21 protein-coding genes are annotated in these 14,667 nt (G+C 62.8%); 6 read left to right on the forward strand and 15 right to left on the reverse strand.

Features of this window, described 5'->3' with window-relative positions; genetic code table 11:
* The first annotated feature begins 16 nt into the window (after positions 1–16).
* Entirely contained in the window at positions 17–622 is a 606-nt protein-coding gene (locus GRI65_RS13275) for a J domain-containing protein (RefSeq protein ID WP_160757024.1), read from the forward strand.
* A 1-nt stretch (position 623) separates the two neighbouring features.
* On the opposite strand, the gene GRI65_RS13280 is transcribed toward GRI65_RS13275, so the two are convergent.
* Genes GRI65_RS13280 through GRI65_RS13300 form a run of 5 tightly spaced genes read right to left on the reverse strand, consistent with a single transcriptional unit; the run spans position 624 to position 3,426 of the window.
* Positions 624–1,076 carry an SRPBCC domain-containing protein gene (locus GRI65_RS13280; RefSeq protein ID WP_160757025.1) on the reverse strand — a complete coding sequence of 151 codons (453 nt, stop codon included), beginning with the start codon at positions 1,074–1,076 and terminating at the stop codon, positions 624–626.
* 26 nt (positions 1,077–1,102) lie between these two features.
* Positions 1,103–1,732, reverse strand: coding sequence for a glutathione S-transferase family protein (locus tag GRI65_RS13285; RefSeq protein WP_160757026.1), 630 nt, complete (start codon positions 1,730–1,732; stop codon positions 1,103–1,105).
* Between the two features lie 40 nt (positions 1,733–1,772).
* The gene (locus tag GRI65_RS13290; RefSeq protein ID WP_202391318.1) at positions 1,773–2,249 is read right to left on the reverse strand and encodes a VOC family protein; all 477 of its coding nucleotides are present in this window, start codon (positions 2,247–2,249) and stop codon (positions 1,773–1,775) included.
* Complete coding sequence (locus GRI65_RS13295) at positions 2,246–3,037, reverse strand: VOC family protein (RefSeq protein ID WP_160757027.1); 792 nt, start codon at positions 3,035–3,037, stop codon at positions 2,246–2,248. The genes GRI65_RS13290 and GRI65_RS13295 overlap by 4 nt, the downstream gene beginning before the upstream one ends.
* 23 nt (positions 3,038–3,060) lie before the next feature.
* Positions 3,061–3,426, reverse strand: a complete 366-nt coding sequence (locus GRI65_RS13300; protein WP_160757028.1) for a DUF1428 domain-containing protein — start codon at positions 3,424–3,426, stop codon at positions 3,061–3,063.
* A gap of 76 nt (positions 3,427–3,502) precedes the next feature.
* On the opposite strand from GRI65_RS13300, the gene GRI65_RS13305 reads away from it, so the two are divergent.
* A complete protein-coding gene (locus tag GRI65_RS13305) occupies positions 3,503–4,204 on the forward strand; it encodes a winged helix-turn-helix transcriptional regulator (RefSeq protein ID WP_160757029.1) in 702 nt (233 codons plus the stop codon).
* A gap of 9 nt (positions 4,205–4,213) precedes the next feature.
* Here the strand turns inward: GRI65_RS13305 and GRI65_RS13310 are convergent, their stop codons facing one another.
* Positions 4,214–5,056 carry an oxygenase MpaB family protein gene (locus GRI65_RS13310; RefSeq protein ID WP_160757030.1) on the reverse strand — a complete coding sequence of 281 codons (843 nt, stop codon included), beginning with the start codon at positions 5,054–5,056 and terminating at the stop codon, positions 4,214–4,216.
* Positions 5,057–5,161: 105 nt separating this feature from the next.
* Between GRI65_RS13310 and cobS the strand changes: the two genes are divergently transcribed.
* A complete protein-coding gene (gene cobS / locus GRI65_RS13315) occupies positions 5,162–6,151 on the forward strand; it encodes a cobaltochelatase subunit CobS (RefSeq protein WP_160757031.1) in 990 nt (329 codons plus the stop codon).
* Here cobS and GRI65_RS13320 read toward each other — a convergent pair.
* Together GRI65_RS13320 and GRI65_RS13325 are read right to left on the reverse strand one after the other, a co-directional pair.
* Positions 6,148–6,585 (reverse strand): PaaI family thioesterase, encoded by a 438-nt coding sequence (locus GRI65_RS13320; protein ID WP_160757032.1) that lies wholly within the window; start codon positions 6,583–6,585, stop codon positions 6,148–6,150. The genes cobS and GRI65_RS13320 overlap by 4 nt on opposite strands.
* Positions 6,578–7,057, reverse strand: coding sequence for a PaaI family thioesterase (locus GRI65_RS13325; RefSeq protein WP_160757033.1), 480 nt, complete (start codon positions 7,055–7,057; stop codon positions 6,578–6,580). Before GRI65_RS13325 ends, GRI65_RS13320 begins: the two co-directional genes overlap by 8 nt.
* A gap of 117 nt (positions 7,058–7,174) precedes the next feature.
* On the opposite strand from GRI65_RS13325, the gene GRI65_RS15155 reads away from it, so the two are divergent.
* From GRI65_RS15155 to GRI65_RS13335, 3 genes are all read left to right on the forward strand, one after another.
* Entirely contained in the window at positions 7,175–7,336 is a 162-nt protein-coding gene (locus GRI65_RS15155) for a hypothetical protein (protein WP_202391319.1), read from the forward strand.
* A 12-nt stretch (positions 7,337–7,348) separates the two neighbouring features.
* The gene (locus GRI65_RS13330) at positions 7,349–8,317 is read left to right on the forward strand and encodes a hypothetical protein (RefSeq protein WP_160757034.1); all 969 of its coding nucleotides are present in this window, start codon (positions 7,349–7,351) and stop codon (positions 8,315–8,317) included.
* A 220-nt stretch (positions 8,318–8,537) separates the two neighbouring features.
* Positions 8,538–9,197 carry a helix-turn-helix transcriptional regulator gene (locus GRI65_RS13335; RefSeq protein ID WP_232844140.1) on the forward strand — a complete coding sequence of 220 codons (660 nt, stop codon included), beginning with the start codon at positions 8,538–8,540 and terminating at the stop codon, positions 9,195–9,197.
* On the opposite strand, the gene ruvX is transcribed toward GRI65_RS13335, so the two are convergent.
* From ruvX to pyrE, 7 genes are read right to left on the reverse strand one after another with little or no spacing between them, the layout of a single operon-like run.
* A complete protein-coding gene (ruvX, locus tag GRI65_RS13340) occupies positions 9,194–9,679 on the reverse strand; it encodes a Holliday junction resolvase RuvX (protein WP_160757035.1) in 486 nt (161 codons plus the stop codon). The genes GRI65_RS13335 and ruvX overlap by 4 nt on opposite strands.
* Positions 9,661–10,797, reverse strand: coding sequence for a DUF3089 domain-containing protein (locus GRI65_RS13345; RefSeq protein ID WP_160757036.1), 1,137 nt, complete (start codon positions 10,795–10,797; stop codon positions 9,661–9,663). Before GRI65_RS13345 ends, ruvX begins: the two co-directional genes overlap by 19 nt.
* Positions 10,787–11,899: an AI-2E family transporter gene (locus tag GRI65_RS13350; protein ID WP_160757037.1), complete on the reverse strand. Its 1,113-nt coding sequence runs from the start codon at positions 11,897–11,899 to the stop codon at positions 10,787–10,789. Before GRI65_RS13350 ends, GRI65_RS13345 begins: the two co-directional genes overlap by 11 nt.
* Complete coding sequence (gene lepB, locus GRI65_RS13355; protein WP_160757038.1) at positions 11,892–12,812, reverse strand: signal peptidase I; 921 nt, start codon at positions 12,810–12,812, stop codon at positions 11,892–11,894. Before lepB ends, GRI65_RS13350 begins: the two co-directional genes overlap by 8 nt.
* Positions 12,813–12,825: 13 nt before the next feature.
* Positions 12,826–13,227, reverse strand: coding sequence for a holo-ACP synthase (gene acpS / locus GRI65_RS13360; RefSeq protein ID WP_160757156.1), 402 nt, complete (start codon positions 13,225–13,227; stop codon positions 12,826–12,828).
* A gap of 10 nt (positions 13,228–13,237) precedes the next feature.
* On the reverse strand, positions 13,238–13,966 hold the full coding sequence (locus tag GRI65_RS13365; protein ID WP_160757039.1) for a pyridoxine 5'-phosphate synthase: 729 nt from the start codon (positions 13,964–13,966) through the stop codon (positions 13,238–13,240).
* On the reverse strand, positions 13,966–14,544 hold the full coding sequence (gene pyrE, locus GRI65_RS13370; protein ID WP_160757040.1) for an orotate phosphoribosyltransferase: 579 nt from the start codon (positions 14,542–14,544) through the stop codon (positions 13,966–13,968). The genes GRI65_RS13365 and pyrE overlap by 1 nt, the downstream gene beginning before the upstream one ends.
* Positions 14,545–14,667 lie beyond the last annotated feature (123 nt).

A 14,667-nucleotide genomic window follows, 5' to 3' on the forward strand; every position in this document is an offset into this window, starting at 1 on the left:
CCCATCCTAAAGAGCCATGCGCGGTAACAGGTTCCACGGACGGTTCGAAACCGAAGGGCGCGGGTGCGACGCGCCCGGCTGTGAAGAGGCAGGCGAATTCCGTGCTCCCGGACCACGCGGCTCCAGTTTCGACGGGCCGGGCGATTACCGTTGGTTCTGCCTCGATCATGTACGCGAATTCAATTCCGGATACGACTGGTTCGACGGAATGAGCGCGGATGAAATTCTCGCCGCGCAATCTCCGGTTGCCGGTTGGGCCAGCACCGCGCGCGCTTTCCGTGCGGCGGAAACGGGCGACGCCATGCCGCGCTGGGCCGATTACGAGGACCCGCTGGAGGCAATTTCCGCCCGCGCCGCGGGGATCAAGGCGCGCGCCGCCCGGCAGGCCGGGATGCAGTCCAACAGGCCTGGGGGCAGCCGGTTTGCGGCGGAAGAGGTTCTGGCGTTGCAGGTTCTCGGTCTCGACACCGACATCGACCGCCCGAAACTGCGCCGACGGTATTCGGAACTGGTGCGCCGCTATCACCCGGACCGCAACGGCGGCGACCGGCGGCACGAGATGCGGCTTGGCCGGGTAGTCGAGGCCTATCAGTTGCTCCGTAAGAGCCGGGCGCTTTCCTGAACTACGCTTCGGCGGCAGTCTGTTCGCACAGGCTTTGGAGCTGTTCCGCGACCGTGCTCCAGCCGTCGTGAAAGCCCATTTCGAGATGCTGCTGCATGGCTTCTTCGGTCCAGTGACGGGCCACTGCGGTGTAGCGCGTCCGGTCCCCTTCGGCTTCGATCGCCCAGATGCCGATCATGAAGGCTTCTGCCGGGATCAGGCCGGGGGCAATCGCGTCGGTGAAGGCGAAATGGTGCCCCTCCGACCAGGCAAGGATCAGGCCGGGCGTCTGGTGCTCCTCTCCGTTCGGGCCGTGCATCACGATATTGGATACACCGCCCGCGCGCCGGTCCAGCCGCACGATTTCCGTGGTCCACGGCTTGGGGCACCACCATTCCGCCAGCCGTTCCGTCATGATTTGCCAGACATGGGCGATTGGCGCGTTGATCGTTCGGGTAACAGCGAGTTCGTGCATTGTCTGGGTCTCCTGATGCAGCAGGCTTAGCCTGCGGCCTGGGCCTGTTCGATCAGCGCCATGTCGACCGACTTGGCCGCCTTGTAGGCATCGCGGCTGCGCAGGCGCTCGGCGTAGGACTGGAAGACGTCGCGCTCGGGCAGGCTCTTGAATTGCAGCCCCCAGTCAACCTGGCTGCCGACATAGACGTCCGCCATCGTGAACCTTTCGCCGCATACATAGTCTCGGCCGCTAAGCAGTTTTTCCAACGTGTCGACGGTCCGGTCGTACGTGCCGAACCCGGCCATGCCTTCCTTTCCTTCGGGAACCTCCCAGCCCATTGCATGCGCGACAATCGCCTGTTCCAGCGGACCAGCACCGAAGAACAGGCCGCGGTAGTAATCGGCGCATTCTTCCGGCGTAGGGGCGAGATCGGGCGCCGCCATGGCGGCAAGATAAGCGCAGATCGCGGCGCATTCGGTGATCACATGGTCATGCCCGCCGTGATGGTGGATCAGCGTCGGGACCTTGCCCATCGGGTTGGCATCCAGCAGCGCCTGCGGCTTGGCGGTCCAGTCCACCAGTTCGGTTTCGTAATCCGCCCCCGCTTCGTGCAGCGCCCAGCGGGCGATCTGTCCGCGGCTCATCGGATTGGTGAAGAAGGTGTAATCAGCCATACAGGGCCTCCCGATTGCGATTTTGCCGATTGGTGTCCAGTCAGCCGCGACGAGCGGCTTCGATAGCAGCTATGTCGATTTTTTGCATGGTCATCATGGCGGCGAAGGCGCGCTTCGCTTCCTCGCCGCCTTGCGCCATGGCCTCCGTCAGCACGCGCGGGGTGATCTGCCAATTGACCCCCCACCTGTCCTTGCACCAACCGCACATGCTTTCTGCCCCGCCATTGCCGACCAGCGCATTCCAGTAACGGTCTGTCTCCTCCTGCGTGTCGGTGGCGATCTGGAACGAAAACGCCTCGCTCTGTGGAAACTTGGGTCCGCCGTTGAGACCCAGGCAAGCCACGCCGCAAACGGTAAATTCGACCATCAGGACATCGCCGGCCTTGTTGCCCGGGTTGTCCAGTGGCGAGCGATGAACGTGGTGGACGTGACTGTCGGGGAAGACGCTCGCGTAAAACCGCGCGGCTTCCTCAGCTTGCGTGTCGTACCACACGCAGATCGTGTTCTTTGCGGTCATGATCGCGCCCCGACGAGACAGATGGCGGCGCCTTGCGGATCAATCGCCGTCAGCGAAAAGTCTCCTCCAGGAATTTCGATCGGCTCCTGCAGGATTTGCCCGCCACTTTCCTCGACCCTTGTTTTTGCCGCGTCGATATTCGGCACCCGAAAATAGAACGACCATGCGGGGGCGGGCATTCCGGGCATCAGCGGCATCACCGCTCCAAGCATGTGGCCGCGTTCGTCACCGACCTTCCAGAATTGGTATTTTCCGAACTCGCCCATGTCCATTTCGCCATCGTTGACCCAGCCGAACAGGCCGCCGTAGAACTGCTTCGCGGCTTCCGGATCGGATGTCGCCAACTCGTTCCACGCACAGTGCCCTTCCATTGGACGGTCTGCGGCGAAACTGGTGCTTTCCCCTCCTTCAACGGCGCCCTTCATGATGTAGAAAGGCGCGCCCTGCGGATCGGTGACCATTGCCATGCGGCCGACATCGGGAATGTCCATTGGGGGCATCATAACCGATCCGCCAGCGGCTTCGATCGCTGCGGCGCTCGCATCGACATCGTCGACCGCAATGTAACCCACCCAGCCGGGACGGGCACCGCCCGTGGCCATTTCGGGGCTGATCTGCATCAAGCCCGCGACGTCCTTCCCGTTCCTGCTGGCGAGGCGATAATCCATTTCAGCCTGGCCGCTGTCCGCGAAACTCCACCCGAGCAGCGCGGCATAGAAATCCTGCGCCGCGCTGGCATCGGTGGTCATCAGTTCGTACCAGAGGAAATCACCGTGTCTGTTGGCCATGATCCATCTCCCTCGTTCTGGCGTCAGCCGGGCTGATCCGCGCTGTCGAATTCCGTGGTGAAGCCGGAGAAGATCATGCGCTTCCCGTCGAACGGCATTTCGCCAAGTTCCTTGAAGCGCTCGTCTTCCATCATCCCCTGATTGGCTTTGTCTCGAGTCTGCTTGTCGGGATATTCCATCCACGAAAACACCACGTTCTCGTTCTCCTCCGCAGCGACGGCGCGGTAGAAATCGGTGTGCTCGCCCTTCATCAGATCGTCACCCCAGCATTCCACCTGCCGGGTGACCCCGAGGTCGCGAAAAATAGGCCAGGCATCGCGCGCCATCTTGAAATAGGTGTCCTTCTTTTCTGCCGGAACGGGGATGAGAAAACCTTCCACATAAGCCATTTCAACTCTCCAGGTTGGGGCGACTCGAAGCGCCTGACTTGCCAAGTCATGCCGGAATCGGTTACTAAAGGCAACTATGAAGTTACAAAAAGAAACCAATGCGGCCGATCGACGCGTTCACGGCCGCTGGTATGATGATGCGTGCGGCACCGCGTTTGCCCTTGAAGTAATCGGCGAGAGATGGTCCCTGCTGATTGTGCGCGAACTGATGTTCGGCGGCCGCCGGTTTTCCGACCTGCGCCGCAGCCTGCCGGGGATCAGCGCGAAAATCCTGACTGAGCGGCTGGAATCGCTCGAAATTTCGGGAGTGATCCGCAAATCGGTCAGTGCACCGCCGGTGACGGCCAAGCTGTACGAACTGACCCAATGGGGCGCGATGGCGGAGCCGATGCTGCAGGAACTGGGCCGATGGGCGGCGCGCTCGACGCTGCATGATCCGACCATGCCGCTATCGCCGGTGTCGCTGATGCTGTCGATGCGGACCATGATCGACAGAGTCCGCGCGGGAGAGCGTGACGCGGTCTATGGATTTGCGGTCGGGGGCGAAAAATTTACCGGCCTGCTCGAGCGCGGAGCTCTGGTGATATCCCGTGGCAGCGACTTCACCCAAACGGATTGTGTATTCCGTGCCGAAACAGCGCCGCCGCTGGCCGCGGCCTTTTACGGCGATGTGCCGTTCGAACTTTTAGAAAGCCAGGGTTCGCTGGAGATTTCCGGCGACAGGGACGCGGCCCGGCATCTCGCGAATGCACTCGAGCTTCCCCCGAAGATCGGCTGAGCGGGCGCTTTACTGCCGGAACGCCCAGCGCAAGGCGGAACCCATCGACTGCGTGGCGGCGCGGGCAGGCAGGGCGCCAAACCCCGGGGCCTGCAAGCCAAGCATAGTCCGGGCGTAGGGGGGCAGCAGGTCGACCGCCGCCGTGCCCAGCAGTTTTTGTACTGCAATCGGGGTACCCTCGGGGCGCTGGCTCAGCACCAGCCGGGCAATTTCCTTCGCGGCGGGCGAGGAGTGCAGTTGCGGGCGCATTTCGCGCAGCATGCGCTCGGCCTCGGCCCGGGTTTCCGGCACCGGATCGGCACCCAGCTTGCGGGCGATCACGGCGAACTGGCGAAAATATTCGTCCTGTTCCGCATAGGGCATCGCGGGCCGGACATAACGTAGATAACCCTCCAGGAAACTGGTTGCCTCCGCCAAGTGGACCCACGCAAGGGTTTGCGGGTTGGTGGCGGAATAGGCGGTTCCGTCCGGCAGGGTCCCGGTTACCCGCCGGTGGATCCGGTTAACCCGGGCAATGGTCTTTTCCGCTTCGCTCGCCTCACCGAAAGTCGTCACCGCGATGAACCTCGCGGTCCGGCGTAGCCGACCATGCATGTCGCTACGGAAATCCGAATGGTCGAGCACACCCTGCAGGGCATGAGGGTGGAGCATCTGCAGCAGTAGCCCGCGCACCCCGCCGACCATCATCGAGATTATGTCGGCATGGACCAGGCGGATCGGCGAATCGCGTTCAAACAGCGCGTTGTCCGATGGCGGCACCGGCTTCTGCCCGCCTTCCACATCGTTGAACAACGCGCGGACGCGGCCAACCAGCTGCTCGCGGATTTTCTCGGAAGGGCGGGGAAGCAGCATATACGGGTCATATAGGAGCTCCGAACACGAATGAAATGTTTCCCCTATACGGACCAATGTCCCGGCTTGCAGGGCGTCACGCTCCCGTCTAGGCGTAGCCGCGCAATGACCGATACGACACAAAGCTTCGACCCATCCAGCAAGACCGCCCTGTCCGCACCTGACACCCAAGTCAGCGTTCGCGAGGTATTCGGGGTCGACGTCGACATGATGGTCCCCGCCTTTTCGCAGAGCGATGAGCGGGTGCCCGATCTCGATGGAAGCTATGTGTTCGATCCGGACACGACGCTGGCGATCCTGGCCGGATTTGCGCACAATCGGCGGGTCATGGTGCAGGGCTATCACGGCACCGGAAAATCGACGCATATCGAGCAGGTTGCAGCGCGCCTTAAATGGCCGTGCATCCGGATCAACCTCGACGCGCACATCAGCCGGATCGACCTGGTCGGGCGCGATGCGATCGTGCTGCGTGACGGACTTCAGGTGACCGAATTCCGCGAAGGATTGCTGCCATGGGCGCTGCAGCATCCGGTCGCGCTGGTGTTCGACGAATACGACGCGGGCCGCCCGGACGTGATGTTCGTGATCCAGCGCGTGCTGGAAGCGGAAGGCAAGCTGACCCTGCTCGACCAGAACCGGGTCATCCGCCCCGATCCTAATTTCCGCCTGTTCGCCACCGCCAACACGGTCGGGCTGGGCGATACCAGCGGGCTCTATCACGGCACGCAGGCGATCAACCAGGGCCAGATGGACCGCTGGAACATCGTTGTCGGGCTGAACTATCTGCCAGCCGAAACCGAACAGAAAATCGTCGCGGCGAAGAACCCCGAGACCGATCCCAAGGTGATCGCGGACATGGTCAAGGTCGCCGACCTGACCCGCCAGGGCTTCATGAACGGTGACATTTCGACGGTGATGAGCCCGCGTACGGTCATCACCTGGGCGCAGAATGCGGCGATCTTCAAGGATGTCGGTTTCGCGTTCCGGCTCAGCTTCCTCAACAAGTGCGATGAAGCGGAGCGGATGCTGGTAGCGGAATATTACCAACGGGTGTTTGCCACCGAATTGCCCGAGAGCGTTGTCGGCAAGGCCTAAGTCGAGCCCAAAGTCCCGGCGGTTACGTCCTCGGGTGCCATCAGTATATTCATGATCGCGGTCGCGATCGGGCGGCTGCGATCGTCCTGCCACGCCTCGACCGCGATGTTCGCGTTGCGCCGGCCCAGCTTGGTAATCCGCGCCGTCGCATAGGTGAGTTTTGGCTTGCCCGGCGCGAGGAACTGGACCGTGATGTTGATCGGCTTGAGCCGGTGGCTGCGGCCCAGCTTGGACAATTCGCTGCGGAGCACCGCATAGCCAGCAGTTTCGAGAAGGCCGCTGATCGCGCCGCCATGCAGATTTCCCGGTCGCCCTTCCACATTGGTGTTGAATTTGCAGGCGAGAACCGGGCTGCCGCCATCGTGACCATGGACCACGATCCCGAGCGAGTGGGCGTAAGGTGTCAGTGCTGCATCTCTACCCGCCTCAGCCATTACCGGGATCCCCGGCAATGTGCATGAACACGCCGGCGACGTGGGCGACCGGGTCCTCCGGATCGCCGTCATGCGCGATACCCCGCACGAATGCGGCGGAGCGGGTGATCTTGTAGCATTCCGCGCGGCCAATCACCGCCGCCCGGTCTCTTGCCGGACGCTGGTAATCCACTCGCAGGTCCAGCGTCGCGATCGCGGTAAAGCGGCCTTGGGCAGTCCATATCGACAGGCTCGAGGCAGTGTCCATCATGCTGATGATCGGGCCGGAGGCGAGCACGTGGCGCTCCGCTTCTCCCAACAAATCTTCCCGCCACGGCAGTTCGAGCTCCGCCCAATTATCGCCATGCGCCCGGTATTTCAGACCCAGCCTTCCGGAATGCCCGTGCTGCAGCAGCAAAGGCGCAGCGCGGCCCGGATCAAAGCCGTAGCTCTGCTCCTCAATGCGGGTGTCGGGGGTGCGGGTCACGGACATCGGGACGCACTGCAGACTGCCCCGGTGCTTTTCAATGTTTTAATTTCACCTGGAGCCTTCCGACCGGCAGCAGGCCCCGGCGGAACAATGATGTCCGCGACAATGGGGAAGAAACCAATGAAATTACGATCGATCGACCTGTCGGCCCTGCCAGACCTGGGACAACTGACCGGCGCCTTCGGCAGCCTTTCGGACCTTGCCACGGTTTCCACCGACGACCGGATCATCATGCTCATGGTGTTCCTCTACGAAGCCGTGCCGCCCGAGGCGCTGATTTAGGGTCCGTCAGAAATGCGGATCGATCCCGACTTGCGTGCGCTGCGGAGCAACCCTGCTTCGCAGCGCATCGCGCAAACCGCTTTGGAACGGTGCAAATCCGCCTGGCGGGAGTCCCGCGACAACGCCGCGGTATTTGCCGAACTGGTCCGATATGGCCGCGGCGACCATCTCGGCGATTGTCCTGCGCTGCGCAGCCTTTTCGCGAATAGCGAAAGGCCTCTAGCACTGGTCGAAGGGCTGGTTGCGGAAGTCCTGCCGCAATTGGCGGCGCATCCGCTGGGCCAGGTTCCGTTCCGCCACCAACATTCCGGGGGGATGGCGGTTCTCCAGCTTGCCGCGTCGCGCGGCGCCGTCTTGTCTCTGGTGATGTACGAACGATGCGGGGCAGGTCCGCCGCCCAAGACGATCTGCTTTACGGACACCGAGCGGCACGAAATCGCCATTGCCGGAGCGGGAACAATGCAGATTATCCGGCGAGACAGGGATGCGCCACAAGCTTCATTGTGCACTGCATCGATCAAATTCTGGCCCGGGCATAGCCTTTCGCTTTCGGGAATGTTCGAAACCAAGCGCGTCGAAAGCGTCGCGGACCGGCTGGTGATCCTGCGTCTCGGGAGAACCGCCACTGCGCCGAAACCGAGTGTCGAATTCCGTTTGGACGACGGGATTTTGGTCCACCAGGCCGCGGGTGACAAGCGCGATAGCTGTCATGAGATGATGGTATCGCTGCTTGGCCGGATGGGCCGCCGTGACGCTGCCCCCGTACTGGCCGACATGGCTCGTCGCGGTAGTGACCACCTTCGCTGGCAGGCGCTGTGCGAATGTTTGGCGCTGGATACAGCGACTGGTTTTTCCGCGCTTTGCGTGATTGCCCGTGATGCGGGAGACACCCTGTCGGACAGAGCCAGCAGCCTGCGCGCGCAATTGATCGAAGCGCACCCCCAGCTTGCCGAGTTCGAGGAAACCCTATGCCCCGCGTGATCGATTGCTCCTCGGACGAAACCTGCAGCCTGGCGGAGGTAGTCGCCACGCTGGACGGCGCAGGTTTCGATGCGCGCGACGATGCGAGCGTCGATCACGCCGCGTTATGGCTGCGCCGTCTGGGCAACGACCGCGATTTCCTCGGTGACCTCATGTTGGGGCGCCTGCGCGACCGGCCCGCGATGCGCCGGACGAGAGCGCGTACAGCCCTCAGGCGATTATGCTTTCAGGTACCGCTGGTGGTTATTTCCTGCGCGCGAACATCTGGCCCGGGGAACAGGACCATGCCTTCCGTGCCAGCGGCGGCGGCAGTTTCGTTTATGGCACGCCGCATGACCACAATTTCGATTTCCTGACCTTGGGCTATTTCGGTCCGGGGTATGTGAGCGACTATTACGAATATGATTACGAGGAAGTTTCTGGCTGGAGTGGGGAACATGCGGGTTTGCGGTTCATCGAACGCAGCACCCTGTCACCGGGAAAATTGATGTTCTACCGCGCGCATCTCGACGTGCACAGCCAGCTGCCGCCGAAATCGATGTCGGTCTCGCTCAACGTGATGGGGATCGACGCGGCGCAAGGGTGGCATGACCAGTACCGCTTCGATCCTGCCAGCGATACGATCAGCGCGGTGCTCAATCCGACCTCGACCGAGACCTTCCTGCGGCTGGCGGTCGGGCTGGGCGGGGACGAGGCGCTGGACCTCGCCGAGCGGTTCGGCGGCAGTCACCCGAGCGACCGTATGCGCTGGGCAAGCTTCGAAGCCCGCGCGCTGCTACTGGACCGGGAAGGGCGCGACGCCTTGTGGCGTACAGCGGAACTGTCCGGCAATCGGCTGGTGGCGGAGGAAGCCAAACGGCGGCGGCGCGAAAACCCTTAGAAGGCGTTGCTGGTCATGGCGTCGATCGCACCCTGCAGGAACACGGCTGCCGCGTGGCTGTCGATCCGTTCGGCACGCTTCCGGCGGCTGAAATCCTGCCCGATCATCGCGCTTTCCGCACTGGCGGTGGACCAGCGCTCGTCCCACAGCAGCACCGGGAGTTCGAAGGCCTCCGACAAATTGCGCGCGTAGGCTCGGCTTGCCTGTGCGCGGGGTCCTTCGCTTCCGTCCATGTTGCGCGGCAGGCCAATCACCAAGCCCTTTACGCCGCGTTCGGCAAGCAGCGCGGCGAGCGCATCACGGTCCCGCCCGAATTTCCCGCGCGGAAGCGTCTTGCCTGCGGTGGCGAATTGCCAGCCCGCATCGCAGGTCGCCACCCCGAGTGTCTTGGTGCCGAGATCGATCGCCAGCAGCGCCCCGCCGCCGGGCAGGACCTCGCTGAACTCGCGCGCGCTGTCGGTAATTACTGCGCCGGATTCCATGCCGCTACCCTGCCGGCGACGTTCTGGTGGAGGTTCTCCCAGAACAGCGGAATGTCATACACATGGTAATTGTTGCCCGGCAAAACTGCGCCGCCCATTTCGGGCGGATCGCCGATCAGCAGCAGCCCGTTGTTCGAACACCGGGCCGGGACCGCGCCAGGCACCAGTTCGCCGCTCGACATGGTGTCGTCCGGCACCAATGTTCCGAGGTTCTTTGTCGCGACCGCGACCCCGCCGGTACCGCCGGTCAGGGGGTTGGTGCACAGGATCGGGCTGTCGCCGCGGAGGGTTCCGTCAAAGCCGGTTGATGCGGCGTAACTTTCAAGCACCTGCGACGGGTCGGCAGGTTCGGCAAAGCTGGACCAGCTCATGATGCAACCGGGCTGGGCGGAGGTCGCGCAAGCCGGGAAGCCGAGCGCGGGAAGGTCGTGCTCCACCGAAATCGGCCAGCCAATGGCGTAAATCGCGGCGATGCGCGGGGCGAGCTGTGTCCCGGCAACTTCTTCCCGCAACAATTGCAACAGGTGAAGCGCACCCTGGCTATGGCCGGCCAGCACAATTGGCGTGTTCGGATCGACGCTGGCGGTAAACACCGCAAAAGCCTGCCGGACATCGGAATAGGCAGCCTTCAGTGCAGCCTGGGCTTCGGGAGAATCGGTGAGGAACGCACCGAATGTGGCCTGACGGTATTTTGGCGCCCATATCTCGCTCGCCTGGTTGAACGGGCTGGCCATGCCGCGCAGGTAGACCCGCGCAATACGCTGCGATTCCGCGTCGTCCAGCGGGGCATTCCACTGGCTCCGGTCGATGAAGCTGGTCGGGTGGACGAAAAACACCGCGTAATCCTGTTCCGGATCACTGCTTGGCGGCGGGGTCTGCTCGACCCCCGCGGTCGCGGGCTGCCAGCGCGAGGGGTCGTCGGTGCCGATGCCGGGGCGGGAATACCACATGTCCGGATCGAGATAGGCGTTCTGGTCGAGCGGCTGCTGTTCGACGAATTCGCCGCGCGGCACCATCGCCAGCCGGGTCAGTTCGTTCGACCAGATGCTCAGCACGAAGCCGCCAGCGATGACCAGGATGGCGATGCCGGCGACGAAATACAGGAATTTACGTGCCATGGGTCGCTATCGCCTCTTGATCGAGTTGCTGGTCGTTCTGTTCGGAGCGCCGTTCCAGGAATACCTTGATCATGGCCATCATCGGATCGGCCAGAAACAGGCCGAGAACTCCGAACAGGATACCCATGATCAGCTGCGCCGCCAACACCAGCGCCGGAGCGAGGTCGACCGTTTTCTTGGCGATCAACGGGATGATCACATAGCCGTCGAAGGTCTGGACCAGGAAATAGACGAAGATGGTGTAAAGCCCCATATCGGTCCCGCCCGAAAATCCGACCAGCACCATCAGTACCCCGGAAATGAGCGCGCCAAGATTGGGAATGAAAGCCAGCAGGCCGGTCAATATCCCGAGCAGCGCGGCCATCGGTACCCCGTAGAACGACAGCAGCGCCCAGGTGAACAGCCCTTCGAACACCATTCCCACCAGCCGTCCGGCCATCAGGCGGCGCATCGCGGCGCCCATCTTGGAAGCGGTGATATAGAAGTCGGACCGTTTGTGGTTGGGGAGCATCCAGGCGACGCCACGCTCATACAGGTCGGGCTCCATGGCGAAGTAGATCCCGATGATGCCGATCAGCAGCAAGGTCGTGAATCCGCCGAAAATGCCGCCGATTGCCCGGGTGACGGTGCCGACGCCGCTCATCAGGTTGCCCGCCAGGTTCTGGATGTCGCCCTGGTCGATCGCGAAGCCCTGTCCTTCGAGCCAGGAAATGGCCTGGCTGACCTGCGCCTCGATGATCTGCGGGAATTGCGCCGCCTCGCGCGATATCTGCGATCCGGCGTAGGTGGCCAGCCAGTAGAAGAATGCCAGCGTCAGCAGCAGGACGATGCCCACGCGCCACATCCGGCGGATCTTGAGCGCGCGGCCCAGCAGCCGGGCTCCGCCATCGATCATCGAAGCGAACACCATCGCGCCGAAGATGACGAGCAGGGACTGCGAGATGTAGACCGCCAGCACGACCAATCCGACCACAGCGGTCCAGACAAAGGCGCGCTTGGCTTCGTATCGCAGCTGGCTGTTGGAGATCATCGTGGGACTCGAACTCATATGCCCGGCAGGCAAACCTCCATCGGCGCCGCTCGATTTGTCTGGATCAGTCATTTCCGGGTTCCCCTGCGACCTTCACCTTTGCCGGGCGAAGTGTCGTCCACGCGCGGTCACCGCGCAATGACGTCCACCAGCTTATCGGGTTCCAGCTCGTGGTCCCGTCAAGCGAGAAAGTGATGAATTCCGCACGGCCGCCGATATTTTCCAGCGGAACGGGGCCGCCAAGCCCGGTGGGGACCGGCGCGCCGGGGGGCGCAGCGTCGGCACGGCTGTCCGAGGAATGATCGCGGTTGTCGCCCATCAGGAAGACATGACCTTCGGGAATGGTGATCTCCGGATAATTATCCAGTTCCTGACTCCGGTGATCGATGATCAGATAGGTCGCACCGTTAGGCAGCGTTTCGCGGTAGGTCGGCATTTCGCAAACCTGTTTGCCCGATTGCAGCGTCACCGCCATGCCGGGATACGAGAATTCGTCGCAGGTGTTGTTCGGGTCGGTCGGGATCTGGATTGCCGGTTCGACCTTCTGGGGTACCGGCACTCCGTTCAGGATGATCTGTCCATCGACCACGGCCAGCCGGTCACCGGGCAGGCCGACCACCCGCTTGATGTAATCGACGTCGTGATGCGGGGGCACCGGGACCACGATATCGCCGTATTCCGGTGTTGCCGGCCAGATCCGCGTCTCGCCGCGCGGCAGCACGTGGAACGAGGCGGATACCCACGACCAGCCGTAGGGATACTTGCTGACCACCAACCGGTCCCCTTCCAGCAGGCTCGGCATCATGCTGGGCGAAGGGATGTAGAAAGGCTTGGCCACGAAAGTGTGAAACATCAGCACCGCCAGCAACATCAGCGCGAGGCCGCGCAATTCGGCCAGCCAGTTGACCTTTTCGCTGTCCTGGCTGCCACTGCGCACGTCTTTGTTTTTCAATTCTGTTACCAATGCTTCGTTACCGGTGTTCATGAGGTGCCTGGATTCAAGAGGGAACCGCTTCGATAATCACGAAAGCCTGTGCCCATGGATGGTCGTCCGTTAGGGTCAGATGAATGACTGCCTCATGGCCCGCGGGCGTCAGTTCCGCAAGCCGCTTTGCGGCGCCATTGGTCAACGCCAGCGTGGGGGCGCCCGAAGGGGCATTCACCACCCCGATGTCCTTCATATATACACCCCGGAAAAAGCCGGTGCCGACTGCCTTGGAAAAAGCTTCCTTCGCGGCGAACCGCTTGGCGTAGGTGCCGGCGCGGGTGAACGGGCGCCTTGCAGCCTTGGCACGCTCGATCTCGGTGAAGCTGCGGTTCTCGAACCGCTCGCCGTGGCGGTCGAGCACAGCCTGGATCCGCTCGATACTGCACAAATCGCTGCCAAGTCCGATAATCATCGCGGGGTCCTCATCTCGCGTCATCCATCAGGTCGCGCATCCGGCGCACGGCCGCTTCCAGCCCGACGAACACTGCCTCGCCAACGAGATAATGGCCGATGTTGAGTTCCGCCAGTTGCGGAATGGCGGCAATCGGCTGGACATTGTCATACGTGAGCCCGTGGCCGGCGTGCGGTTCGATCCCGTTCTTTACCGCCAGTGCGGCCATGTCGGAAATCCGGCGCAGTTCTGCTTCGCGCTTCGCGCCCTCGGCGTTGGCGTATTCGCCGGTGTGGAATTCAACGACCTGCGCGCCCAGCCGCATCGCGGCTTCCAGCTGGCGCGGATCGGCTTCGATGAACAGGCTGACCCGGATGCCTTCGTCTACCAGCCGCGTGACCAGCGGCGCCAGCCGGTTATGCAGACCCGCGGCATCAAGGCCCCCTTCGGTCGTGCGCTCCTCGCGGTTTTCCGGCACGATGCAGGCGGCGTGGGGTTTGTGCCGCAGTGCAATACGGAGCATTTCTTCCGTCGCGGCCATTTCGAGGTTGAGCGGCAAGTCGGTCGCGGCCTGGATCCGCTGCAGATCGTCGTCGCGGATATGGCGGCGGTCTTCGCGGAGGTGGGCGGTGATCCCGTCGCCGCCCACGGCTGCGACGATCTCCGCCGCGCGGACTGGATCGGGATGGTCTCCGCCGCGTGCGTTGCGGATCGTGGCGACGTGATCGATATTGACCCCGAGACGCAGGCGGGACACCATTATTTGCGGCTCCCCGGTTTCGTCACCGGGATTGCCGCCAATTCCGCGGGCAGTTCGTCTTCCGCATACGTCGGGAAAGTAATCTGCACGAGCGGATAGAAAGGTACGTCGAATTGCACCTCGTCACTGGTCCGGTCGACCAGGGCGGCGAGTCCGACAACTTCTCCGCCCGCTTCGGCGACCGCGGCCATCGCTTCTTTCGAGGACAGGCCGGTGGTGACCACGTCTTCGACCAGCAGCACCTTCTCACCCTGCTTGAGGTCGAACCCCCGGCGCAGTTCGAATGTGCCGCCAGGACGTTCGAGGAACACCGCCTCTTTGCCTAGAGTGCGGCCCATTTCATGGCCGATGATGATGCCGCCCATCGCCGGAGACACGACCTTTTCGATTTCTCCGCGCAGTTCGCGGGGCATCGCCGCCACGATAGCGCTCGCCAGCCGGCCTGCGCGCATGGGGTCCATCAGCACCCGCGCGCATTGTAGGTAATGGGCGCTGTGGCGACCGGACGAGAGCTTGAAATGCCCCTCCAACAGGGCTCCGCTGGCCCGGAATTCAGAGAGAACGTCTTCTTCGGTCATAGTTTCTGTCTTGCCATGTTGCGCGCGAAGTTGCGCTTCGTTCGGTTTCCGACAACCCCTGTTGCGGAAATTTCTCCTAGAAGCGCTTGAGGGTGGGGGCAAGCATGCGTATAGGGCGCACCA

Source organism: Allopontixanthobacter sediminis (genome assembly GCF_009828115.1).
GTDB lineage: Bacteria > Pseudomonadota > Alphaproteobacteria > Sphingomonadales > Sphingomonadaceae > Allopontixanthobacter > Allopontixanthobacter sediminis.

What these genes read in the sequence shown, in the direction of transcription:
- GRI65_RS13335 (WP_232844140.1), top strand. Translation starts at nt 8,538, where the DNA reads ATGCTTTCAGGTACCGCTGGTGGTTATTTCCTGCGCGCGAACATCTGG.
- GRI65_RS13300 (WP_160757028.1), bottom strand. Translation starts at nt 3,426, where the DNA reads ATGGCTTATGTGGAAGGTTTTCTCATCCCCGTTCCGGCAGAAAAGAAG.
- ruvX (WP_160757035.1), bottom strand. Translation starts at nt 9,679, where the DNA reads ATGGAATCCGGCGCAGTAATTACCGACAGCGCGCGCGAGTTCAGCGAG.
- GRI65_RS13325 (WP_160757033.1), bottom strand. Translation starts at nt 7,057, where the DNA reads ATGTCCGTGACCCGCACCCCCGACACCCGCATTGAGGAGCAGAGCTAC.
- GRI65_RS13350 (WP_160757037.1), bottom strand. Translation starts at nt 11,899, where the DNA reads ATGACTGATCCAGACAAATCGAGCGGCGCCGATGGAGGTTTGCCTGCC.
- GRI65_RS13305 (WP_160757029.1), top strand. Translation starts at nt 3,503, where the DNA reads ATGAAGTTACAAAAAGAAACCAATGCGGCCGATCGACGCGTTCACGGC.
- lepB (WP_160757038.1), bottom strand. Translation starts at nt 12,812, where the DNA reads ATGAACACCGGTAACGAAGCATTGGTAACAGAATTGAAAAACAAAGAC.
- acpS (WP_160757156.1), bottom strand. Translation starts at nt 13,227, where the DNA reads ATGATTATCGGACTTGGCAGCGATTTGTGCAGTATCGAGCGGATCCAG.
- GRI65_RS13275 (WP_160757024.1), top strand. Translation starts at nt 17, where the DNA reads ATGCGCGGTAACAGGTTCCACGGACGGTTCGAAACCGAAGGGCGCGGG.
- cobS (WP_160757031.1), top strand. Translation starts at nt 5,162, where the DNA reads ATGACCGATACGACACAAAGCTTCGACCCATCCAGCAAGACCGCCCTG.
- GRI65_RS13310 (WP_160757030.1), bottom strand. Translation starts at nt 5,056, where the DNA reads ATGCTGCTTCCCCGCCCTTCCGAGAAAATCCGCGAGCAGCTGGTTGGC.
- GRI65_RS13280 (WP_160757025.1), bottom strand. Translation starts at nt 1,076, where the DNA reads ATGCACGAACTCGCTGTTACCCGAACGATCAACGCGCCAATCGCCCAT.
- GRI65_RS13290 (WP_202391318.1), bottom strand. Translation starts at nt 2,249, where the DNA reads ATGACCGCAAAGAACACGATCTGCGTGTGGTACGACACGCAAGCTGAG.
- GRI65_RS13345 (WP_160757036.1), bottom strand. Translation starts at nt 10,797, where the DNA reads ATGGCACGTAAATTCCTGTATTTCGTCGCCGGCATCGCCATCCTGGTC.
- GRI65_RS13285 (WP_160757026.1), bottom strand. Translation starts at nt 1,732, where the DNA reads ATGGCTGATTACACCTTCTTCACCAATCCGATGAGCCGCGGACAGATC.
- GRI65_RS13295 (WP_160757027.1), bottom strand. Translation starts at nt 3,037, where the DNA reads ATGGCCAACAGACACGGTGATTTCCTCTGGTACGAACTGATGACCACC.
- GRI65_RS13320 (WP_160757032.1), bottom strand. Translation starts at nt 6,585, where the DNA reads ATGGCTGAGGCGGGTAGAGATGCAGCACTGACACCTTACGCCCACTCG.
- GRI65_RS13330 (WP_160757034.1), top strand. Translation starts at nt 7,349, where the DNA reads ATGCGGATCGATCCCGACTTGCGTGCGCTGCGGAGCAACCCTGCTTCG.
- GRI65_RS13365 (WP_160757039.1), bottom strand. Translation starts at nt 13,966, where the DNA reads ATGGTGTCCCGCCTGCGTCTCGGGGTCAATATCGATCACGTCGCCACG.
- GRI65_RS15155 (WP_202391319.1), top strand. Translation starts at nt 7,175, where the DNA reads ATGAAATTACGATCGATCGACCTGTCGGCCCTGCCAGACCTGGGACAA.
- pyrE (WP_160757040.1), bottom strand. Translation starts at nt 14,544, where the DNA reads ATGACCGAAGAAGACGTTCTCTCTGAATTCCGGGCCAGCGGAGCCCTG.